Here is a 22,179-nt window from a genome sequence, read left to right as displayed (position 1 = left end):
TGGTGGGAAATGGGGGCGGGGTTCCAGTGACTCGCATCGGTGCCGGCGACGACCTGCTGAAGTGCACGTTCTGCGGGAAGAGCCAGCAGGAGGTCAGGAGGCTGATCGCCGGACCGGGCGCCATCTGCATCTGCGACGAGTGCATCGGCCTCTGCAACGAGCTCATCGCCGAGGGGTCCGGCGAGGAGACGGCAGGGGAGGCCGGCGGGCCGTTCGGGCACGGTTCGCGAGCGCTGCCGACACCGCGGGAGATCCATGACTTCCTGGCGCAGTACGTCATCGGCCAGGAGGACGCCAAGAAGGCCCTCGCCGTCGCCGTCCACAACCACTACAAGCGCATCCGGCAGGACGCCCCCGGCAGTCCGGCGCGCGAGCAGCCCTCCGGGCGGGACGCGGAGCCGGTGGAGCTGGGCAAGTCCAACGTCCTGCTGATCGGCCCGACCGGCTGCGGGAAGACGTACCTCGTCCAGACCCTGGCCCGGATGCTCGACGTGCCCTTCACGATCGCCGACGCCACCGCGCTCACCGAGGCCGGATACGTCGGTGAGGACGTCGAGAGCATCCTCCTCAGGCTGATCGAGGCCGCCGACCACGACATCGCCAGGGCCGAGACCGGCATCGTCTACATCGACGAGATCGACAAGATCGCCCGCAGGAGCGAGAACCCGTCGATCACCCGCGACGTCTCGGGCGAGGGCGTCCAGCAGGCGCTGCTGAAGCTCCTGGAGGGCACGGTTGCGCAGGTGGCCCCGCAGGGCGGACGCAAGCACCCGCAGCAGGAGTACCTCCGGATCGACACGAGCAACGTCCTCTTCATCGTCGGCGGAGCCTTCGCCGGTCTGGAGACCATCGTCGAACGGCGCGCGGGCCACCGCGGCATCGGGTTCGGCGCCGCGATTCGCCCGGAGGAGGGGCGGGAGACGGGGGAGACGCGGAAGACGCGGGAGGGGCGCGCCGCCTTCGCCGCGGTCGCCCCGCAGGATCTGCGGCAGTTCGGGCTGATCCCCGAGCTCGTCGGCCGGCTCCCGGTGGTGACGGCCGTACAGCCGCTGGACCGGACGGTGTTGACGCGGATCCTCACCGAGCCCCGGAACGCGCTGATCCGGCAGTACCGGAAGCTCTTCCACATGGACGGCGTCGATCTGGAGTTCACCGAGGAGGCCATCGGCGCGATCGCGGACCAGGCACTGCTGCGCCGCACCGGCGCCCGAGCGGCCCGCGCGATCCTCGAAGAGGTCCTGCTCAATGTCATGTACGACGTGCCGAGCCGGGACGACGTGGCCCGTGTCGTGGTCACGCGCGACACGGTGCTCGACAACGTCAACCCGACCCTGGTGCCGCGTGCACGGCCGGGCCACGACGGGCCGGAGAGCGGCGAGCAGTCGGCCTGACCGCCGGGCGCGCTAGTCGGGCCGGGACTGGAACGCGGCCCGCAGTTCCTCACGAAGGGACCGCTGGAACGCCGTCACCAGCGCCTGGATCACCATCGGCTGCATATGGGCCGACAGCGACTTCATCGTCGCGACATGATCGGGATCCGACTCGCGCTCCCGGTACGGACCCCACACCTCGTCCCGGAACAGCCGGGTCAGTTCGTGCGCCGCCGCGCGGGCGTGCTCCAGCAGGACAGTGCGCGAGGCGAGGATCGTCTCGTGCGCGATGGGGACGTCGAGGAGCTCCACGCCGAGCCGCAACAGCCCGCCGTCGAGCCGGAAGGTGTCCGGGACGCCCGTGCGGTCGAGGACGCCCATCGCCGCGAGCCGGTCGATGTCCTGCTCCGCCAGGGGCCGCCCCGCCCTGCGCTCCAGTTCGGCCAGCGGGACCTCCTCGGCCGACTCGGGAGCCCAGGCCGACACCAGGGCGCGGTGGATCGCCAGGTCGTGCGCGCTCAGATCGGGCGGCAGCTGTTCCAGGTAGCGCTCGATCGCGGCCAGCGTCATGCCCTGGTGCTGCAACTCCTCGATCAGGGCCAGCCGGGAGAGGTGCTCGGAGCCGTAACGGCCGACCCGGCGCGGGCCGATCACCGGCGGCGGCAGCAGGCCCCGCGTGCTGTAGAACCGGATCGTGCGCACAGTGACCCCCGCGCGCACCGCCAGTTCGTCGACGGTCAGCGTCGGCTCCTCGGCCTTGGTCGCCATCCTGTGCCTCGCCTTCCCTTCCACGTGTCGGCGGTATTCGTCCGTCAGGTGCAACAGTATTGCTGTCTCACCAATGTTGTGAAAGCGCAGCGGGCAGGTCGGCCGCATTTGCGACTGAGCGCTGTAGTTGGCCCGTAAGCGTTCTAGTTGGCCCGGGTGAGCACTGGAGGCGACCCTGGGGCGTTGACAGCCCAGTCCCAGAGAGGAATCGGAACGGTCGCGACCTGCAAGAATCGCTGTCCTGTGCCACCGAACCTTGATCGCCGCCACCGAACATCAGGTTTGTGCCATCGAGGTTTGAGTGGCATGGGGTACCTGGTCGTCAGGGGTGGCGGCGGACTCGCGGGTGCGTACTCGACCGGCGCTCCGGCGCACCTCCCGGGCGCGGGTGCCCGGATGATTCACAGGACTATCGCCGGGCGGGCAAGACCGATCTGTCCGACGTCGAGTACGCCTTCGTGCTCGATGTGAGTGAGAAGGGGATGCAATGGCAGGCGTGCACGGAGGGCCGGTAGCAGCATCGAGCCCCCTCCCGCTGTTGACGCGCGCTCTCGTCCTGGAGTCCGGGCGAGCCCGGCAACTCCTCGCCGCAGCCGAGTGGCGCCTGTCGCCGGCGGACGCCGAGGCGGCGGCCGCCGTCCTTGCACGCCTCACCGCCCCACTCCCAGCCCGGCGGGGCACAGCGGTGCGGACCCAGGCGACGGACCGGGACAGACGGCTTCAACGCATACTCCGGACCACCGTCCACCACCTCGACGCCGGCGCTGTCAGCCCGCCTGCCGCCGCCCTCCTGGCCGCCGTCGCCCACGCCCTGCTGCCCTGGCATTCTTTGCCGAACCCACCCATTGCGGCCGCGGCCCCGAGGTACGGAACCACGCCGCGGGTGGCGGAAGGCGCGGCGCCGCCGACCGAAGCGGGCGAAGCCCTGCTCCCCGACCTGACCGCACTGTTCACCGCCCTCGCCGCGACGAGCGCGCCCGGCGCTGTCCCGCTCACACCGCCGGTTGAGCCCTGGCAGGTCCAGTACCGGGGCAGATTCCGACGCCACACCAGACCCGCGCCGGGGGTATGGACAGCCGAAACCGTCGGCTGCCCAGAGTGCGGAGGCAAGGACGGCCCGTGGACCGTGACCTGCGATTGGCGTCGGGCCACGTTGGGCTGCCCCTGCGGGGTGGTGAGTCGCGAGCACGGCCTCTCCCTCTCCGAGATCTGGCTCGTGCTGCCAGAGAACTGACCAAGCATCCGAGTCAGTGCGAGTCGCGGGCGACCCGTTGCTCCGGACAACCACAGCGTTCGGCCGTCGTCGAGCCCAGTCACAGCTGGTTGTGACTGAGCACTCCAGTTGGCACCTGAGTACTTCAGTTGGCGTCAGAGCACCTCAGGGGTACTCCTGCACGGCGCGGCGTCGCCTCGCGAGGACGAGGGGAACGGCTGGCGCCAGGGCGACCAGGCGGCAGATCCGCGATGAGCCAGGGGGCATGGAGCCTGGGGGAGGGCCAGGTGTCCGTCGGTGGCGGGTCGGACGACTCCTGAACGGCGGCACGACGCCGAACCCCCCGGGGTGGGAGACGGCGACCGGGGCACACCTGGGATAGCGTCCCTCTCACTCCGGACAAGTGAGAGGGACGGCGTGCAGGTTCAGGTGCGTGGGCGGGGCGCCCTCCGGTGGATGGCGTTGGGGGCGATCGCGTTCGGGGCGCTGTTCTTTGTCATCGGGTTGATCCTGTCGGGGGTGTCGGTCTCGTTTCTGGTGGATGCGGAGCGTGCCCAGGGCACGGTGGTGGCGCTGGAGTGGCGGAACGACCACAACGGCGTATCCCGCAAGAAGCGGGAGAACGACAAGCCCGTGGCCTACCCGGTGGTCGAGTTCACGTCGGCGGACGGCAGGCGGAGGACGTTCCGGAGCTCGACGGGTTCCAATCCACCGTCGTACGAGGAAGGCGAGCGGGTCGAGGTGCTGTACCGCGCCGATTCCCCCGAGGATGCGCGGATCAAGGGGTTCGCCTCGCTGTGGCTGCTGCCGCTGGTCTTCGGTGGGAGCGGGCTGTTGATCGCTGGGATCGGGACGGCCGTTGCGACGGCGAGGCGAAAGCGTTCCTAGGCGGGGTCTTCAATACAGGTGACATCCACATCAGCAGCATCGTGAGGGTGATCGAGGCTTCGAACGGTCGCCCACCTGGCCAACGTCACGTCGCTCATCGGCCCCGACGGAGGCCAGGTCGTCCACTCCGTCGCCGGCGGACTCTTCTACAGCAACGACCTGGTCACCCAGTCGCGTTATCGCCTGTGCATACGAGCGAGAGTCGGTGGCCAACTGCGATGCTCAAATGGCCAACTATGGCGCTCAGTCACAGCATTTGTGACTGAGCGCTTCAGCCGGCGGGTGAGCGCTTGAGTTGGCACCTTGAGCGTCAGAGTTGGCGCGCAGGATACTCCTACACGTTGACAGGGCGCTGTTTGCCGGCGTGCCGCCGGCTGAGCCCGGCCCCTGGCGTTCGGCGGGGGTCCGGCCAGGGTGTCGGTGAGGCGTGACAGCATCCTGGGCATGACGAGCACTGGCATGGACCGCGGCCTGGATCTTTTCCGCGGGGACGTCCCCATCTACATGCTGACCTTCGCCAAGGACTTGTCTCCGAGGGAGCTGCTGACCCGCATGGGGGTTGATCCGGACACCTTGGCGCTGCGCGATGTCATAGACCTGGACGACGACTTCGGCGACACCCTGCTCGATGAGGATGAGCCGGTGGTGACGACCGGTACCGACGGTGCGTGGACGTGGGCGTGGGAGCAGGGTGGCAGCCACGGGCTGGATGAGCGGATCCTGTCCGCGGTCTCGCGGGGGACGGAGGCTGTCGCGCTGTACTACAACGAGAAGCCGATGCACTGGTTCAAGTACGCGGTCGACGGCGACATCATCGTCGACTTCCACACACTTCAGCCGATCGAGCCGACCGGCCTGGACCCGCAGCGGCTCGACAAGTTCATGCGACCGCTCGGTCTCATCCCCGGGCAGCCTGATCCGCTGCACAGCGTGCTGGCTCTCGCAGAGAACGCGTTCGGGCTCCGCGTGACGCCGGCCAGGGGCGAAGACGAGCGCTGGAGCGGCAGCCTGCGCCCCCTGGCCGAGCAGGATTAGACACTGCCGGACGCGACGGAACGGTGCGGGTTCCATGGACAGCGTCGCCGGAACTAAGCACCCCGGTCCACCCCTCAACGCTGTTGCGCTGCCGACTTGCTGCCCGCCCGGACCTGCCGCCGGAGGTGTGGGGACGGCTCGCAGTTGACCCCGTTCCCGGTGTCCGGGCAGACCTCGCCGGGAATCCGGCGATCGACGACGCCCTGATCCGCACGCTGGCCACCGACCGTGGCCACGACGTGCAGCGCACGCTCGCGCACAACCCCCGCGTGCCGCTCGACGTGCTCTCCTGTCTGGCCGACGTTGTCAAGATCGGGCCGACCGTGCTGCCGCGGATTGCCGCCGCTTCTCCCGCCGAGGTCGATGAGCTGGCCACGTCGTCCAATCCGGCTGTGCGGATGCTCCTGGCCCAACGACGCGATCTGCCGGCCGAGATCCGTGACGCGCTGGCCGCCGACCCCGACGCGAAGGTGGTCAAGTCCATCGCGCCGCACCCGGGCCTCTCGGAGGCTCAGCTGCGCACCATGGTCAAGCGGCACGGGGTTCGGGTCGTCGCCAAGGTGGCGGGCAACCCGGACGCGCCGCCAGCGCTGCTGGAGGACCTGACCGGACACGTACCGCCGGTGCAGAAGGCGTTCCGCGAGATCGCCCGGCACCGCAATGCGACGGGCCCGGCACTGCTCGCCTGCATGGCGGACAGGCAGGCACGGCCCATAGCCGCCGGGCACCCGGCCCTGCCGGCGCCGGTCATAGTCGAACTGCTCGCCGACGACGACTGGCGAGTGGTGGAAGCGGCGGCCGCCAACCCGTCACTGCCGCCGGCCGTGATGTCGGTGCTGGTGCCTGAGCCGAGCGGGGCATAGAACCAGCGCAGCGCGCCCCGCCAGCCATGCAGGCCACTCCACAGAAAGACAACCGGGCAAACACAATTGTCAGTGGCGGACCGTACGGTGGTGGCATGTCGGGGATCACGTATGTACGGGGGGACGCCACAGCCCCGCATGGCAAGGGCGTCAAGCTGATCGCGCACGTCTGCAACGATCTGGGCGGCTGGGGCAAGGGTTTCGTCGTTGCGATATCCCGGCGCTGGCCGGAGCCGGAGGCGGCGTACCGGCGCTGGCACCGGGAGCGGGCAGGGAACGACTTCGGACTGGGGGCGGTCCAGTTCGTCCAGGTCGGGCCGTATGCGTGGGTGGCAAACATGGTGGGGCAGCACGGTATACGCACGGGCAGCAAGGGGGTGCCCGTGCGGTACGAGGCGATCGACACCGCTCTCCGCGCGCTGGGCGACAAGGCTGTGGAGCTCGGCGCATCGGTGCACATGCCCCGGATCGGCTGCGGGCTGGCGGGCGGGAAGTGGTCGCGGGTGGAGCCCCTTATAGCGGGGCGGCTGGTGGCGCGTGGCATTCCGGTGACGGTGTACGACTTCGAGCCGTGACCCCCTTCGGACCTGGTGTGTACCTGACGCTAGAGTGCGGTGCTTGTTCGATTTGCCGCAGGGCGAAGGGGGAGGGGCATGAGCGCGCAACTGAGGGAAACGGCAACGGAGTTGGCCGACATCTTGTGGCGCGAGCACACCGTGTACCGCGACCGGGCCGGAGGCGTGGTCATTCGGGGGGAGCACGTCCAGCGCTGGATCAGCCTCGCCCCGAGCGGTGGCCGGGACGAGGTCCTGCTGCGTGCCGGCCGGATCCTGGACGGGGGCACGACCGCCCCCGCGCGTTCGGAGGCGGTCGCGAGTCTCTCCGCGGGGACGAGTGAGCTCGCCGCGATATGCCGTCGTCTGCTGGCCGACGCGGCCGCCGACGCCGCGCCCTCCACACCGCGACCGTCGCACCCTGCACGCCCCAGGCGCTCCCCGCAGTCCAAGCGGCACCAGCGGCCGCAGCGGCCCCGGCGGTCCGGGGCAAAGGGGCGGCACACGAGCCTCGGTTCCTGGGTCGTCATCGCCTGCGTGATCGGCATCGTCGCCCTGTACGCCTACAACGTGGCCCGGGTGTACCCGTAGGCCGTCGCCCGGACGCGCGTCAGGCGAAGTGATGGGCCAGGACCGCATGCGGGTCCTGGCCCGTCGGGTGCCCGTGGTCGATGTGGACGGTCGCTCCCGCCAGCCGTGGCACCGCGTGCAGCAGTGCGTGCTCGGCGGCCACCGCCACCGCATGGGCCTGGACGACCGTCAGCGTCGGGTCGACCTCGAGCGACGTCTCGGCCCGCAGTGTGTGCCCGAGCCAGCGCATGCGTACGGCGCCCACACCCCGTACGCCCTCGACGTGGGAGAGCGCATGCTCCGCCCGGTCCACCAGCTCCGGGTCCACGGCGTCCATCAGCCGGTGCCAGATCTCCCGGGCCGCGCCGCGCAGCACCATCAGGATCGCGCCGGTGATCACAATCCCGATCAGCGGGTCCGCGTAACGCCAGCCCAGAGCCGAGCCGCCCGCGCCCGCCAGCACGGCCAGCGACGTGAATCCGTCGGTCCGCGCATGGAGTCCGTCGGCGACCAGGGCCGCGGAGCCGATGCGCTTGCCTGTACGGATACGGGCCCTGGCCACCCACTCGTTGCCGGCGAAGCCCACGAGCCCGGCCGCGGCGACGGCGGGGAGATGGGTGACGTCCTGCGGCTCCAGCAGCCTCCTGACCGCCTCGTACCCGGCGAAGGCGGCGGACGCGGCGATCACCAGGACCACGAAGACGCCCGCCAGGTCCTCCGCCCGGCCGAACCCGTACGTGTAGCGGCGGGTGGCGGCCCGCCGGCCCAGCACGAAGGCGAGCGCGAGCGGAAGCGCGGTCAGGGCGTCGGTCGCGTTGTGGACGGTGTCGCCCAGCAGCGCGACCGACCCGGACAGCGCCGCGATCACCGCCTGGAAGACGGTGGTCGCGGCGAGGATCCCGAACGAGAACCACAGCGTCCGCAGCCCCTCCGCGGAGCCCTCTAGCGCGGCGTCGATGCGCTCGCCGTGGTGGTGGTGATGCTGGTGAGAGTGGTGGTGTCCACGCCCGTGTTCATGAGTGTGTCCGTGACCCGTCATGGAAACCACCATGGCAGCCGGAAAGCCCTGCAGCCACTGTCGAAGAGCGCCCTCTGACCAGCTGCGAAAGCCTTGCTACTACCCCCTGGCCGCTACTGCCCGGAGGCGGCGACCGGGTAGTGGTCGGACAGGTTCGTGTACGTGTACGACGTGCCCCAGCTGGTGACGGTCCAGGGTGCGCTCTGCTCCTTGATCACCTCGTTGTCCCAGCCGGCCGGCTTCGCGTGGCCCGCCCGGTGCAGGACGTAGTCCAGGTCCTCGCGCGGGTCGTCCGGGTAGCGATCGGACGCGATCGAGTTCTCCTCCGTGTCGAAGGAGTACGGGTGTCCGGTGCGGGAATCGGCGCCCACCAGACCGCCGTCCGCGAGCATCGTCGCGTACTCGGACGTGCGCGAGTCCACGTTGAGGTCACCCGCGACGATGACCTGCTCGGAAGCGGGGATGTTCTTGGCGTCGAGGAACGCGTCGATCGCCTTGAACTGACGGCTGCGCATCTGCGCCGCCTCACCGGCCGCGCAGCCCGGGTCGGTCGACTGCGCGTGGGTTCCGACCACGTGCACCTTCGTGCCGTTGACGTCCAGGACGACGTACGCGAAGCCCTTGTTCGACCACCAGTCGGAGCCGCACGCGTCCTTGTAGACGTACTGCTCCTTGCGGACGATCGGCCACTTGCTGAGGATCGTGACACCGCCGTCCTCGGGCGTGGTCGTCGAGTACGCCCCGCCGGTAGCATCCCAGCCGCTCTTGGAGCGGCCCACCACCGGGGTCTGGTACGGGTACTGCGCGGAGGCGCTCGCCTTGAGCGCGTCGGAGGACGAGTTGTCGAAGGCCTCCTGCAGGACGACGACGTCATTGCCCTGGAAGAACGAGGTCTTGGGGATCTCCGTGGCGCGGTGGTCCTGGCCCCAGTTCGGGTACAGGGTCTTGCTGAAGAGGAAGACGTTGTACGTGAGGACCTTCAGCGACGGCGTCGCTGCGGCCTCGGCGGAGGGCGCGGCTGCGCCGAGAGCGGCGGCAGCGAGCACGGTGGACACAGCTGCGCCGGAGAAGCGGCGGAGCGCGGAGTGCGGCACTGGAACTCCCGATGGAAGGTGGGGGATTGACCGGCGCGCATATCAAAGCAGCGGCAGTTACCTTCGGGTAACCATCAGGAGTCCACATTCTTGCCGTAGCTGCACGATCCCCCGAACTTGTCTGAACAACTCGCACGGTCCGCCCTGCCGCACCGGCACCGGCGACACGTCGGATGTCACCCATCCTTGATCTTGCGTGGGTGTCCCCGGCTTCGGCCGGGGAGGGAAACGCGTCCTTGGCGTGGAGGTGCGAAGCGCCGGAGTTCTCTTCGTTGTCAGTGGCCTCCGCTAGGTTGATCACATATGGGCCGAAGGGGGGTGGGTCGGGTGATGCGTGCGTACAAGTTCCTCCTGCGGCCCACCGTTGGCCAGCAGGTCGCGCTCGGCGAGATGCTGCGGGATCACTGCTCCCTCTACAACGGGGCGTTGCAGGAGCGCCGGGATGCCTATCGGCATGTCTCCAGGACGACGGTCCGGTACGGGCAGCAGTCCGCGCAGCTCAAGGGGATCCGGGCGTTCGACCCGCAGCGGCAGGGCCGGTGGTCGTTCTCGTCCCAGCAGGCGACGCTTCGCCGGCTGGACAAGGCGTTCGCCGCGTTCTTCCGCCGGATCAAGGCCGGAGAGAAGCCTGGCTATCCCCGGTTTCGTGGGGTGGGTCGGTTCGACACGGTGGAGTTCCCCAGGAACGGTGACGGCTGCCGGTGGGACTCCACCCCCAACGACCCCGTCACCCGCGTCCGTCTCCAGGGCGTCGGGCATGTCCGCGTGCACCAGCATCGTGCCGTGGTCGGCAAGGTGAAGACGGTCAGCGTCAAGCGTGAGGGCAAGCGGTGGTACGTCGTCCTGACCGCCGAGCAGACCCAGCCGGAGCCGCTGCCCGCAACCGGCAGCATGGTCGGCATCGACATGGGCATAGCCTCGTTCCTCACTACCTCCAACGGTGCCCACGTCGCCAACCCCGGGCGCGGGGCCAAGGCCGCCGCGAAACTCGAAGCGGCACAGCAGGGCCTGGCCCGGTGCAAGCGAGGCTCGAAGCGCCGCCGCAAAGCCGTCGAGCGCATCGCGACCCTGCACCGTAAGGTCCGCCGCCAGCGCCTGGACCACGCACACAAGACCGCTCTCGGCCTCGTGCGCGAACACGACTTCATCGCGCACGAAGACCTCAAGATCCGCAACATGAGCGCCACCCCCACGCCGAAGCCCGACCCCGACCAGCCGGGCGCGTTCCTGCCCAACGGGGCCGCCGCCAAGGCCGGACTGAACCGTTCGATCGCCGATGCCGGATGGGGGGTGTTCCTGACGATCCTGAACGACAAGGCTGAAAGCGCCGGACGGGAAGTGATGGCCGTGGACCCCCGCAACACCTCCCGGCGGTGCCCCGAATGCGGGCACACCGCCAAGGAGAACCGGCCCACCCAGGAGAAGTTCCACTGCACCGCGTGCGGCCACAGCGCGCACGCTGACACGGTGGGCGCCCTGAACGTTCTACGGGCCGGGCTGGCCCGTCGCGAAGCCCAACCGGCATAGCGAGAAGCCCACGCGTTCACGCGGGGGAGGAGTCACACTGGAACCGGAGGGACCGGGCACCGAGCAGTCCGCCGAGACCTGGGAGCGCCCGTATGAACAGCCAGGACCCCGTGCCACCGCCGCCCGGCGGAGTGCTGTGGAGCCTCGCGGGGGACATCCGCGGGCTGCTGATGCTGCCCGCCGCACTCACCATGCAGGTGGCTCACCCGGCCGTCGGCGCCGGGGTCGACGAGCACTCCGTCTTCCGCACCGACCCCTGGGGGCGCGGAGAGCGTTCGGTGCGCTCCCTGCAGCTGTGGGTGTACGGAGGCGACGCGGCGGCCGAGGAGGGCCGGCGGCTTCGGCAGCTGCACAGGACCATCCAGGGCACGGACACCCACGGCCGTCCCTACCAGGCGCTCAGCCCCGAGAACTACGCCTGGGTCCACGCCACCGGCTTCCCCGTCTACCGGTACGCCACCCGCTATCTGCACCGCCCGCTCACCGGGGCACAGGAGCGGCAGCTCTACGCGGAGTGGCTGCGGGTCGGCCGCGTCCTCGGCATCCACGACCGGGACATGCCCCCGACGATCGAGGAGTTCTGGCCGTACTACCGCAAGGTCCTCGCCGACGAACTCGAAGCGACCGCCGTCGTCCGGGACCTCGTCGCGACCGACCGGCCCCTTCCGCCGCCGGATCGCGGGCCGCTGCTGCTCCGGCTGTTGCTGCGTGCCTTCTGGCCGGCGATCCTGCCGCCGTTCGTCCGCTTCCGGCGCTTCGTCACCATCGGGCTGATGCCGCCCGACGCGCGCGCGGCGATCGGGCTGCCGTGGACGGACCGCCAGGAGCGCCGACTGCGGCGCTTCGGGCGAGTCGTACGGGCCGTCGTGCCCGTACTCCCCGAGCGGCTGCGCTATCTGCCGCTCGCCCGCGAGGCGCGGCGGGCGGCGCGCGCGGCCGGGCTGATCAAGGGCAAGCGGGACTTGGCACGCGCAGTCCGGGGCTGACGACGCGAGGGCGCGCACTTGTCGTGGCGGCCCGCACTTGTCACGCGGAGGCCCGCACTGATCACGCGGAGGCCCGGCGCACAAGGGTCGTCGGGGTGATCACCGACTTCGGCCCGTCGTCCTGCGCACCGGGGCCTTCGTTCAGTACGTCCATCAGCAGCCGTACCATCAGCCGGCCGTTGCCCTCGATGTCCTGACGGACCGTCGTCAGCGGGGGATCCGTGGCCTCCGCGACCGAGGCCACGTCGTCGAAGCCGACGAGCGCGATGTCCTCCGGCACCCGCAGGCCCCGTTCGCGCAGCACCCGCAGCGCACCCGATGCCATCAGATCGTTCGCGGCGAACACCGCGTCCGGACCAGGGTGCCGGTCCAGCAGTTCCGCCATCGCACGCGCCCCGCTCTCCACGGTGAACGCCCCCTGCGCGACGGGACCCGCCGCACCGCCGAGTGCTTCGCGGTAGCCGTCGACACGGTCCAGGGCGGAGGTCTGGTCGAGCGGGCCGGCGATGTGCGCGATCCGGGTGCGGCCGAGCCCGACCAGATGGCGCACCGCCTCGCGGGCGCCGCCGCGGTTGTCGCAGTCGACGAACGGAACGGCGCGTGCATGACCGCGGGTCCCGGCGCCGCGAGCGCCCGGCCCCGGACGGCCGCCGAACACGGCGGGAACGCCGGACTCCACCACGATGGCGGGGAGTTCGTCGTCGTCGTGCAGCGAGAATGCGAGCGCCCCGTCGACATGCCCGCCGCCGAGATACCGGGCGATACGGTCGTGGTCCTCCGTCCCCTCCACCCACAGCAGCACCAACTGCGAGTCGTTCGCGGCCAGTTCCCGGCTGATGCCCCGTACCTGCCGCTCGAAGAACGGGTCCGAGAAGATCCTGAACTCGGGCTCGGCGATGATCACGGCGACTGCGCCGTTGCGCCGGGTGACCAGGCTCCGCGCCGCATGGTTCGGTACGTAGCCGAGCTCGGCCACCGCCTCGCGCACCCGGTCCGCAAGCGGCGCGCGGACACCGGCCCCGCCGTTGACGACGCGCGAGACCGTCGCCCGCGAGACACCGGCGCGGGCGGCGACGGCCTCCAGCGTGGGCCGGGCTCCAGTGGTCGGATCGGGCAACGGATGCTCCTCGTCGGCGCGTCGGACCGTATCCACACGAGGGTAACCGCAGGTGCCGCCGCCCCGAGGGGGCGACGGCACCGTCAACACCCGGCGTCAGTGCGCGTGGCCGTGCTCGCCACCGCGGCCGGACGCGTCGCCGTGACCGTGCTCGTGCTCGTGGTCGTGGATCGTGTTCGTCGCGGCGATCTTCTTCCAGGACTTCGGCTGCGCCGGCGGGACGTCGGCGCGGGCGGCGATCCGCGCTCCCGCCGCGGCCGGGGCGGCCGGCTTCGACGGCTCGTACAGCCAGGTGTCGAAGAGCCCGGCGAGCGGCTTGCCCGAGACCTTCTCGGCGTACGTCACGAAGTCGCTCACACTGCCGTTTCCGTGGGCGTTCACGGTCGGCCAGCCCTTGAGGACCGCGAAGAAGTCCTCGTCGCCGATCTCGTTGCGCAGTGCCTGCAGGGCGAGCGCGCCACGGTCGTACACGGCGATGTCGAACTGCTTGTCCGGGCCCGGGTCGCCCGGCTTCACCGTCCAGAACGGGTCGGCGGCCGGGTGCTGCGCGTAGACGTAGTCCGCCAGCTCCTGCGCCGTGCCCTCGCCCTGCTTCTCCGACCACAGCCACTGGCTGTAGCGGGCAAAGCCCTCGTTGACCCAGATGTCCTTCCAGCCCTTGACCGAGACGCTGTCCCCGTACCACTGGTGGGCCAGCTCGTGCACGACCACGGAGACGTTCGCGCCGTTCGCGAACTGCCGCGGGCTGTAGAACGGACGGGTCTGCGTCTCCAGGGCGTAGCCGCTGGTGACGTTGGGGACGTAACCGCCGAGCGCGTTGAACGGATACGGGCCGAAGACCTCCTCCAGCCACTCCGCGACCTCGGTCGTGCGCTCGACGCTCGCGCGCGCCGCACCCGCGTTGTCCCCGAGGTCCACGCTGTACGCGTTGAGGACCGGAAGGCCCTTCGCGGTCTTGTCGGTCGTGATGTCGAACTTGCCGACCGCGAGCGTGGCCAGATACGTCGCCTGCGGCTTGTTCGACCGCCAGTTGAAGCGGGTCCAGCCGAGCCGCGAGGACTGCGACTGCAGCACACCGTTGCTGATCGCCTGGGTGCCGTCCGGAACGGACACGGAGATGTCGTACGTCGCCTTGTCCAGCGGGTGGTCGTTGGACGGGAACCACCACACCGCCGAGTCCGGCTCCTGCGCGGCGACGCCGCCGTCCGGAGTGCGGTGCCAGGCGGTCCAGCCGCCGATGCTCAGCTCGGACGGCTTGCCCGCGTACCTCACCACCACCGAGACCGGCTTGCCCTTCTCCAGGGGTGAGGCCGGCGTGATCTCCAGCTCCTGGTCGCCGGTCTTGAGGAAGGACGCCTTCCGCCCGTTCACCCGTACCTCGCTGACCTTCAGTCCGAAGTCCAGGTTGAAACGGGACAGGTTCTGCTTCGTGGTCGCGAGGAGCGTCGCCGTACCCTCCAGCAGGTCGGTCTTCGGCTGGTACTTGAGCCTCAGGTCGTAGTGCGACACGTCGTAGCCGCCGTTGCCGCTGGCCGGGTAGTAGGTGTCGCCGATGCCCGGGGCCCCAGGCGAGAAGTCAGCGGCCGATGCCGGGATCGCCAGCAGGAGAGAGGCCGTGAGCACGCTCGGGACGAGGATTCTGCGGTGCACGAATGCTCCAAGTCGTCGGGGCGGATGATCTCTTCGGACCCTATTCACGCCGCTACGTTCAGTCATGTCCATGGCCCCTGCTGTCACACGATCGCCATTCGGCCGACATGGTGCGCTGCGCATCGTCGTTCGTTCCGGTCCCTTTTGTGTACGCGACTGATGTCTCGACTGCCCTCTGTTGCACAGGAGTTGACCGGAGTACCTTCCGCCCATGCCGATACGTGCGCGGGGCACCCGCCTTTCGAGCAGGTACTTCATCGTGGCGGCCACAGCCGCCCTGACAGCCGCCCTCGTCCCACCGGCCGGCGCCCAGAGCGCCCGGCCGGCCGCACCGCCCCGGGAGAGCAGACCCGTCTACTCGTACGACAACGCGATCCGTGAGTCCGTATGGGTGGACACCCGGCTCGACGGCGACGGGGACGGTAGGACCGACCGCGTCGCGGTCGACATCGTCCGGCCGCGCGAAGCGGCGCAGCATGGCCGGAAGATACCGGTCATCATGGATGCCAGCCCGTACTACTCCTGCTGCGGGCGTGGCAACGAGAGCCAGAAGAAGACCTACGACGCGAACGGGAACCCCGTCCAGTTCCCGCTGTACTACGACAACTACTTCGTGCCGCGCGGCTACGCGTTCGTCGCCGTCGACCTCGCCGGCACCAACCGCTCCGACGGCTGCGTCGACGTCGGCGGGCGCTCCGACATCGTCTCCGCCAAGGCCGTCGTCGACTGGCTGAACGGCCGCGCCCGCGCCTACACCAGCCGCACCGGCGCCGGGCGCGCCGCGGCAGGCTGGACCACCGGCAACGTCGGCATGATCGGCAAGAGCTGGGACGGCACCATCGCCAACGGCGTCGCCGCGACAGGAGTCGAGGGCCTGAAGACCGTCGTCCCGATCGCCGCCATTTCCTCCTGGTACGACTACTACTTCGCCAAGGGCGCCCCGCTCTACGACTCCGGTCCCGACTGGCTCTCGAACTACGTCGACAGCCCTGATGCCCGCGCCCGCTGCCAGGCCGTCCAGCAGCGACTCGTCGACGAGGCCCCGCGCACCGGCGACTGGACCGGCCTGTGGAGCGAACGCGACTACGTCCCGGACGCCCGCAAGGTCCGGGCCAGCGTCTTCGCCGTCCACGGCATGCAGGACCTCAACGTCCGCCCGAAGCACTTCGGCCAGTGGTGGGACGCCCTTGCCGCACACGGTGTCGAGCGCAAGGTCTGGCTCTCCCAAACCGGACACGTGGACCCCTTCGACTTCCGCCGTGCCGAGTGGGTCAGCACCCTGCACCGCTGGTTCGACCACTACCTCCTCGGCTACGCCAACGGGATCGACCGCGAGCCGATGGCCGACGTCGAACGCGCCCCCGACCAGTGGTCCACCGACCGCGTCTGGCCGCCCCGCTCCACCGCCACCACCACGCTCCGCCCCGGCAAGGGCGCCACACCCGGCGTCGGGACACTCGCCCTGAAGCCCGCCCGGCCCGGGGCCACCGAGACGTTCACCGACGACCCAGCCCTCGGCGAGACCGACTGGGCCTCCGACATCGACCGCGCCACCCCGGCCAAGGCCGGATTCGTCACCCCGACGCTCAGCCGCGAACTACGGCTCTCCGGCTCCTCCACGGTCACCGTCACCGCCACCCCGACGACCACGACCGCGCATCTCTCCGCGGTCCTCGTCGACCTCGGCCCCGCCACCATCCGCGACTACGCCGCCGCCGGCGAAGGCATCACCACCCTGCCCGAGCGCACCTGCTGGGGCCCGAGCACCACCGGTGACAGCTCCTGCTTCAAGGAGACCGCGGCACGCACGGCCGCAGTCGACTACACCGTGGTCAGCCGCGGCTGGGCCGACCTCGGCAACCACGCATCCGCCGGCACCGGCCGCCCGCTCACGCCCGGCACCGCGTACACCATCACCCTCGATCTGCACGCCACCGACCATGTCGTTCCGGCGGGGCACCGGCTGGCCCTCATCATCGGTGGCACCGACAAGGACCTCATCGACCCTCCCTCCACCAGGCCGAGCCTCACCCTCGACCTGGCCCGTACCGCCGCACGGCTGCCGATCCCCGGCGGAGCCGCCGCCTTCCTGCGCGCCACCACGGGCACCGCGTCGCCGTCGGCCGCAGCCCCGCGTGGATCCCGGCTCAACGGTGTCGCCGAACCGCGTCCGATCAGCCCGATCCCGGGAGGCGGCAACCGATGAACCGGCGCTTCCGTACCGTCGCGTCAGCCGTCTGCGCACTCGCCGTGCCCCTGGCGGCCGCGCACGCCCTGGCGGCGGCCCCCGCGCAGGGAGCAACTGCCCAGGGAGCAACGGCCCAAGCGGTGCCCGATGCCCACCGAGTCCCCCTGCCCCGCACCGGATTCGAGGCATCGGGCGGCGCGCGGTGGACCACGCAGCCCGAGGAATGGGAGTTCCTCTCCGCCGTCGACCGGGCCAGTGAGCGCGTCTCGCTACGCACCATCGGCACGACCGGACAAGGCCGCCCGCTCCAGCTCGTGCGTATCGGCGGCGACCGGCCCACCGCGAGCACCATGCTGCTGATCTGCACCCAGCACGGCGACGAGCCCTCGGGCCGCGAGGCCTGCCTCACCACGATCCGCGATCTCGCGCAGGCCAGGGATGCGAAGGCCCTCCGCTTCCTGGACCGTACGACCGTCCTCGTCGTCCCCACCGCCAACCCCGACGGTCGCGCAGCCGACACCCGCGGCAACGCGGACGGCATCGACATCAACCGGGACCACGTCGCCCTCAGGACGGCAGAGGGCCGTGCCGTGGCCGCCGTCATCCGGGACCAGCGCCCCGACGTCATCTATGACCTGCACGAGTACAACGCCACACCGTCCTACTACGACAAGGACCTGCTCTCCCTCTGGCCGCGCAACCTCAACACCGATCCGACAGTGCACCAGGAGGCCCACACACTCTCCGAGACGTACGTGCGGCCCGCGGCTCACGACGCCGGATTCAGCAGCGGTATCTACGGCATCTGGACCGACCCCATGACCGGTGAGCCGGTCAAACAGGTCGCCGGCGACGGACAGGAACGCATCCTGCGCAACACCGCGGGCCTCAAACACTCCGTCGGACTCCTCGTCGAAACCCGCATCGACGCCCTCACCGACGCGGAGCGGCGCGATCCCGCCCTCAACAACCGGCGCCGGATGAACACCCAACTCGCCGCCCTCGACGGCGCCTTCCGCTTCGTGGACGAGCGGCGCGGCCGGATCGAGGCCGCGACCACGGCCGCCCGGATCAAGGGCTTCGCCGACCGTGGACCGGTGTACCTCGGCGGAGCGGACAACGACCCGGCGACCCCCGACGAGACGCTCCAGAACCCGCCTTGCGGCTACCGGCTCACGGCCGGACAGTACGCGGACGTGAAGGACGAACTCGCCCTGCACGGCGTGCTCGCGAAGGCGGACGGGGACGGCTCCGCCTTCGTACCGCTGCGTCAGTCCCAGCGCGCCTTGGTGCCGCTGCTGCTCGATCAACGCGCCACATACCACCTCGCAACGGGGCAGTCTGTCACCGCCTGTTGATCCCGGGCGGTGCAGGGAGGGTGTGGTAGGGGGTACCGGACAGCGAAATCAGGTTCCACGAAATTTCGTGAAAGGTGCCCCCTGTGTCGCACGACGAACAGCCTCCGGATCAGCGACCGGGGCTGCCCGTGAGGGCGGCCCTCCCGGGCCGCCACCCCCACGAGGACGAGCCTCCCGTGACCGACCGGGTGGTGTTCGGAGTGACGGCCGTGCTCACCCTCGCCTTCGTGATCTGGGGATCCGTCTCCACCAAGACGCTGGAGAGCATCTCCGACACGATGCTGAGCGGTCTGATGCACAACGGCGGCTGGGCGTTCGTCCTGGCCGCCTCCGGCTTCGTCGTCTTCGCCCTCTGGCTCGCCATCAGCCGTTACGGCAGGATCGAGCTCGGCCAGGAGCACGAGGAACCCGAGTTCCGTACCGTTTCCTGGGTCGCGATGATGTTCAGCGCGGGCATGGGCATCGGCCTGATGTTCTACGGTGTCAGCGAGCCGCTCGCGCACTACGTCAACCCGCCGCCCGGGACCGACCCCGCCGACTCGGCGGACGCCATGCAGACGGCCATGGCCACCACGCTCTTCCACTGGACCCTGCACCCCTGGGCGATCTACGCGGTGGTCGGCCTCGCCATCGCATACAGCACCTTCCGGCGCCGCAGGCGGCAGACCATCAGCGCCGTCTTCGAGCCGCTCATCGGAAAGCAGCACGCCGAGGGCATGCCGGGCAGGGTGATCGACGTCCTCGCGATCTTCGCCACGCTCTTCGGATCCGCCACCTCCCTCGGCCTCGGCGCCCTGCAGATCGGCAGTGGATTCAGGGAACTGGGCTGGATGGAGAAGGCCGGTACCGGCCTTCTGGTCAGCATCATCGGCGTGCTGACGGTGGCATTCGTGTTCTCGGCCGTCTCCGGTGTCGAGCGGGGCATCCAGTGGCTGTCCAACACCAACATGGTGCTGGCCGTGGCGCTCGCCGTCTTCGTCTTCGTCGCCGGACCGACCATCCTCGTCCTCGATCTGGTGCCGACCTCGCTCGCGTCCTACATCGGCGATCTGCCGCAGCTCGCCGGTCGTACCGAGGCGGCGAGCGGCAAAGGAATCGACGACTGGCTGAGCAACTGGACCGTCTTCTACTGGGCCTGGTGGATCTCCTGGACGCCGTTCGTCGGCATGTTCATCGCGCGCATCAGCCGTGGACGGACGATCCGTCAGTTCATCGGCGGCGTGATCCTGGTGCCGAGCACCGTCAGCCTGATCTGGTTCGCCATCTTCGGCGGTACGGCGATGAAGCTCCAGGAAGGGGGTCGGCTCGGGGCCGAGACGACGCCCGAGGGTCAGCTCTTCGGCGTGCTCCAGGAGTTCCCGATCGCGGGCGTGACGAGCATCGTGGTGATGATCCTGGTCGGCATCTTCTTCGTCTCCGGGGCGGACGCCGCTTCGATCGTCATGGGCACGCTCTCGCAGAGGGGCACCTTCGAAGCGGCCCGGCTCGTCGTCGTGTTCTGGGGCGTGGTGACCGGCGCGGTGGCGGCCGTGATGCTGCTCGTCGGTGAGGGCAAGGGCGATGCGCTCGCCGGACTGCAGCATCTGACGATCCTGGTCGCGGCCCCGTTCATGCTGGTGATGGTCGGCATGTGCCTGTCCCTCATGCGCGACCTTCGCCAGGACCCGCTGATCGTCCGCACCGAGCTTGCCGAGGAGGCCGTGGAGGAGGCCGTGATCGCGGGTCACGAAAAGTACGCAGGTGCCTTCGAGATCCGTATCGGGCCCGTCCCCGAGGCGGAGAAGGGCACGGAAGCCGGACCAGGGACCGACACGGACCAGGGGGACGAGCCCGGGACCGGCCGGGACGGTGTCAAGGGTTCCTGACGGGGAGCGGAGGGGTCGGTCACCCCAGCAGCGATGCCACCGCCTGCGCGCAGCCCCAGGCCACGGTGACACCCGCGCCGCCGTGACCGTAGTTGTGGATCAGCCGGGTCCCGGGCGCCGACGCCTCGCGGCCCGGCTCCAGCCGAACCCCTTTCGACCGCACCGGCCGGAGCCCCACCCGATGCCCGAGCACCGGCGCATCCGCGATCTCCGGGCGGATCCGGGCGCAGCGCTCCACGATCGCCGCGGCCGTCGCCAGGTCCGGGGCCGGCGACCAGTGGCCCTCGTCGGCCGTGCCGCCCAGGATCAGCCGACCGGGCTGCGGGAAGAAGTACGTCGTCGCGCTCGACGCGTCGTCCGCCGCGGTGAACCACGACGTGATCCCCGGGTTCTCCACGAGCACCAACTGCCCGCGGACCGGTGACACTTCCGGATCCGGTACGAGGCCACGGGCGCCGAGCCCCGTGCAGTTGACCACCACCGGAGCCTGCGCCGCCGCCTCGGCGAGCGAGCGCACCTCCCGGGTCTCCACAGCCCCGCCCGCCGCCTCCAGCCGCGCCCGCAGCCAGGCCAGATGCACCGGCATGTCGATCAGCGGAAGCCGCGCCGCGAGCGCGGACACGTGCCCCGCCGGCATCTCGTCGGCCTCCAGCTGCCGCAGGTCCGCCACGTGCCGTGCCCACGGGCCGAGACCGTCGAGCCGGACCCCGGCGTGCACACCGGGCACCAGCCGCACCCCGGTCTCCTCCGGCCGGGCCGCCAGCGCCTCGTACACCCTCAGTGACGTGAGCGACCACGCGCCGACCCGCTCCTGCGGCTCGATCCGGTACGGCCACCACAGCGCCCCCGCCACCGCGGAGGTCGTCTCCCCGGCCGGCTCGCGGGTCCACACCCGCACCCGGCGGCCCTGCTCCGCGAGCACCACCGCCGTCGTGAGCCCGATGACCCCGCTGCCGACCACGATCACTTCGCCCGGTTCTCCGTTCACGAGCCGGACCGTAGCCGAATCCGTCGTGGCGTGCTCACATCCCGTCGCAGCTGGGGATACTCAGGACATGTCTGCCGAGTACGCGACCTTCGGGCTGGCGCCGGCTATGCGGGCCGGGGGAGTCCTCGCCGATGGTGGCTATCAGGTCCACCGGGACTTCATGGACTTCATCGTCGACGGCCGGCCGCTCCTCTTCCAGCTCTCCGACCTCGACGCCGTCTCCCCGCTCGCCTCCGACATCCCGCCCGCGATCTTCACCCACCAGGTGCGCAGTCTGCCGCTGGAGGCGGAGGCTCCGCTGCCCGGCGGACGGTACGTCATCTACGGCTGCCCGGAGTGCGAAATGCTCGCATGCGGTGCCGTCACCGCGGTGATCGAGCGCGACAGCGACGACATCGTCTGGCGGGACTTCGCCTGGCAGACGGACGAGACCGCCGACCTGGAGCGGGGCGGCTACCACGGCATAGGGCCGTTCCGCTTCCGCGGTGCCGAGTACCGCGCGGAGCTGGAGCGGCTGCTCGACGACGAGGAGGCCCGCCCGCGCCGCCGCGTCCTGCTCATCGGCGCCCGCGTCGCCGTCCTCGCCAAGCTCGCCGCCGCGCTGCGCACCATCGGCATCGGCGCCGAGATCACCGACGACGCGACGCGGATCCCCGCCGAGGAGCTGCGCACGTACGGCGCCGTCGCCTTCGGGCGGGCGGTCGGGGAGGCGGAACGCGCGGCGGTGCGCGCCGCGTTCGAAGGGGCCGGTGTCGATGCCGCCTGCGTCGACGGCCTCGCCCCGGTCATCCCGCTCCTCGTCGCCCAGATCGAACACGCCCTGGACCGGGGCCCGGTGGAGCGCCGCCGCCTGACAGGGCTGACGGCGAAGGCGGGTGCGGTCGAGGTGACGGTCACCTCTGCCTGCCGCGTCAGGCTCGTCGCATACCGCCTGGACCGGCTCCACCGCACCCACACCCACGACGTCTTCGACGGGATGCTGGAGCCCGGCAGCCACACAATTCCGCTGGACGCGCGGGCGGTGAAGGGGCAATCCTTCGTGGTGGCACGCGCCATGGGGGGCGTGCTGGTCGCGCCCGTAGCGCGATGACACAGCCGAGGGGCCCGGGCGAGCCGTCGAATCGCCG

Annotated in this window: 17 protein-coding genes and 1 pseudogene; 12 read left to right on the top strand and 6 right to left on the bottom strand. The window is 70.4% G+C overall.

Going from position 1 to position 22,179, the window contains the following annotated elements:
• The first annotated feature begins 26 nt into the window (after positions 1–26).
• Positions 27–1,391 carry an ATP-dependent Clp protease ATP-binding subunit ClpX gene (clpX, locus tag ACWCXB_RS08565; RefSeq protein WP_450720406.1) on the top strand — a complete coding sequence of 455 codons (1,365 nt, stop codon included), beginning with the start codon at positions 27–29 and terminating at the stop codon, positions 1,389–1,391.
• 12 nt (positions 1,392–1,403) lie between these two features.
• Here clpX and ACWCXB_RS08560 read toward each other — a convergent pair whose 3' ends face one another.
• Positions 1,404–2,138, bottom strand: coding sequence for a MerR family transcriptional regulator (locus tag ACWCXB_RS08560; RefSeq protein WP_450720404.1), 735 nt, complete (start codon positions 2,136–2,138; stop codon positions 1,404–1,406).
• A 1,669-nt stretch (positions 2,139–3,807) separates the two neighbouring features.
• Here ACWCXB_RS08560 and ACWCXB_RS08555 point away from each other — a divergent pair.
• From ACWCXB_RS08555 to ACWCXB_RS08535, 5 genes and pseudogenes are all read left to right on the top strand, one after another.
• The gene (locus tag ACWCXB_RS08555; protein ID WP_450720402.1) at positions 3,808–4,239 is read left to right on the top strand and encodes a DUF3592 domain-containing protein; all 432 of its coding nucleotides are present in this window, start codon (positions 3,808–3,810) and stop codon (positions 4,237–4,239) included.
• 444 nt (positions 4,240–4,683) lie between these two features.
• Positions 4,684–5,274, top strand: coding sequence for a DUF6461 domain-containing protein (locus ACWCXB_RS08550; RefSeq protein WP_450720400.1), 591 nt, complete (start codon positions 4,684–4,686; stop codon positions 5,272–5,274).
• A gap of 68 nt (positions 5,275–5,342) precedes the next feature.
• Positions 5,343–6,137 (top strand): annotated as a pseudogene (locus ACWCXB_RS08545) (hypothetical protein); the annotation flags it as partial.
• A 95-nt stretch (positions 6,138–6,232) separates the two neighbouring features.
• The gene (locus ACWCXB_RS08540; RefSeq protein WP_450720398.1) at positions 6,233–6,712 is read left to right on the top strand and encodes a macro domain-containing protein; all 480 of its coding nucleotides are present in this window, start codon (positions 6,233–6,235) and stop codon (positions 6,710–6,712) included.
• A gap of 78 nt (positions 6,713–6,790) precedes the next feature.
• Positions 6,791–7,282, top strand: coding sequence for a hypothetical protein (locus tag ACWCXB_RS08535; protein ID WP_450720396.1), 492 nt, complete (start codon positions 6,791–6,793; stop codon positions 7,280–7,282).
• A gap of 19 nt (positions 7,283–7,301) precedes the next feature.
• Here the strand turns inward: ACWCXB_RS08535 and ACWCXB_RS08530 are convergent, their stop codons facing one another.
• Positions 7,302–8,300 (bottom strand): cation diffusion facilitator family transporter, encoded by a 999-nt coding sequence (locus ACWCXB_RS08530; RefSeq protein WP_450720394.1) that lies wholly within the window; start codon positions 8,298–8,300, stop codon positions 7,302–7,304.
• 92 nt (positions 8,301–8,392) lie between these two features.
• On the bottom strand, positions 8,393–9,373 hold the full coding sequence (sph, locus tag ACWCXB_RS08525) for a sphingomyelin phosphodiesterase (RefSeq protein ID WP_450720392.1): 981 nt from the start codon (positions 9,371–9,373) through the stop codon (positions 8,393–8,395).
• A 327-nt stretch (positions 9,374–9,700) separates the two neighbouring features.
• On the opposite strand from sph, the gene ACWCXB_RS08520 reads away from it, so the two are divergent.
• Complete coding sequence (locus tag ACWCXB_RS08520; protein WP_450720390.1) at positions 9,701–10,900, top strand: RNA-guided endonuclease InsQ/TnpB family protein; 1,200 nt, start codon at positions 9,701–9,703, stop codon at positions 10,898–10,900.
• A gap of 92 nt (positions 10,901–10,992) precedes the next feature.
• The gene (locus ACWCXB_RS08515; protein ID WP_450720388.1) at positions 10,993–11,886 is read left to right on the top strand and encodes an oxygenase MpaB family protein; all 894 of its coding nucleotides are present in this window, start codon (positions 10,993–10,995) and stop codon (positions 11,884–11,886) included.
• A 61-nt stretch (positions 11,887–11,947) separates the two neighbouring features.
• Here ACWCXB_RS08515 and ACWCXB_RS08510 read toward each other — a convergent pair whose 3' ends face one another.
• Both ACWCXB_RS08510 and ACWCXB_RS08505 read right to left on the bottom strand, forming a co-directional pair.
• Positions 11,948–13,003 carry a LacI family DNA-binding transcriptional regulator gene (locus ACWCXB_RS08510; protein ID WP_450720386.1) on the bottom strand — a complete coding sequence of 352 codons (1,056 nt, stop codon included), beginning with the start codon at positions 13,001–13,003 and terminating at the stop codon, positions 11,948–11,950.
• Between the two features lie 96 nt (positions 13,004–13,099).
• The gene (locus tag ACWCXB_RS08505; RefSeq protein ID WP_450720384.1) at positions 13,100–14,653 is read right to left on the bottom strand and encodes a M1 family metallopeptidase; all 1,554 of its coding nucleotides are present in this window, start codon (positions 14,651–14,653) and stop codon (positions 13,100–13,102) included.
• A 211-nt stretch (positions 14,654–14,864) separates the two neighbouring features.
• Between ACWCXB_RS08505 and ACWCXB_RS08500 the strand changes: the two genes are divergently transcribed.
• The 3 genes from ACWCXB_RS08500 (at position 14,865) to ACWCXB_RS08490 (ending at position 20,064) form a co-directional block, all read left to right on the top strand.
• Positions 14,865–16,859, top strand: a complete 1,995-nt coding sequence (locus ACWCXB_RS08500) for a Xaa-Pro dipeptidyl-peptidase (RefSeq protein WP_450720382.1) — start codon at positions 14,865–14,867, stop codon at positions 16,857–16,859.
• Entirely contained in the window at positions 16,856–18,199 is a 1,344-nt protein-coding gene (locus ACWCXB_RS08495) for a M14 family metallopeptidase (protein ID WP_450720380.1), read from the top strand. Before ACWCXB_RS08500 ends, ACWCXB_RS08495 begins: the two co-directional genes overlap by 4 nt.
• A 122-nt stretch (positions 18,200–18,321) precedes the next feature.
• A complete protein-coding gene (locus tag ACWCXB_RS08490; protein ID WP_450720583.1) occupies positions 18,322–20,064 on the top strand; it encodes a BCCT family transporter in 1,743 nt (580 codons plus the stop codon).
• 19 nt (positions 20,065–20,083) lie between these two features.
• Here the strand turns inward: ACWCXB_RS08490 and ACWCXB_RS08485 are convergent, their stop codons facing one another.
• Positions 20,084–21,052: an NAD(P)/FAD-dependent oxidoreductase gene (locus ACWCXB_RS08485; RefSeq protein WP_450720378.1), complete on the bottom strand. Its 969-nt coding sequence runs from the start codon at positions 21,050–21,052 to the stop codon at positions 20,084–20,086.
• A 67-nt stretch (positions 21,053–21,119) separates the two neighbouring features.
• Here ACWCXB_RS08485 and ACWCXB_RS08480 point away from each other — a divergent pair, with 67 nt between their 5' ends.
• Positions 21,120–22,142 (top strand): oxidoreductase, encoded by a 1,023-nt coding sequence (locus ACWCXB_RS08480; RefSeq protein WP_450720376.1) that lies wholly within the window; start codon positions 21,120–21,122, stop codon positions 22,140–22,142.
• The last annotated feature ends 37 nt before the right edge of the window (positions 22,143–22,179 follow it).

Source organism: Streptomyces sp. NPDC001514 (assembly GCF_053597075.1).
The sequence above is the reverse complement of the archived record's forward strand: the minus strand, read 5'-3'. Positions and strand labels throughout refer to the sequence as shown.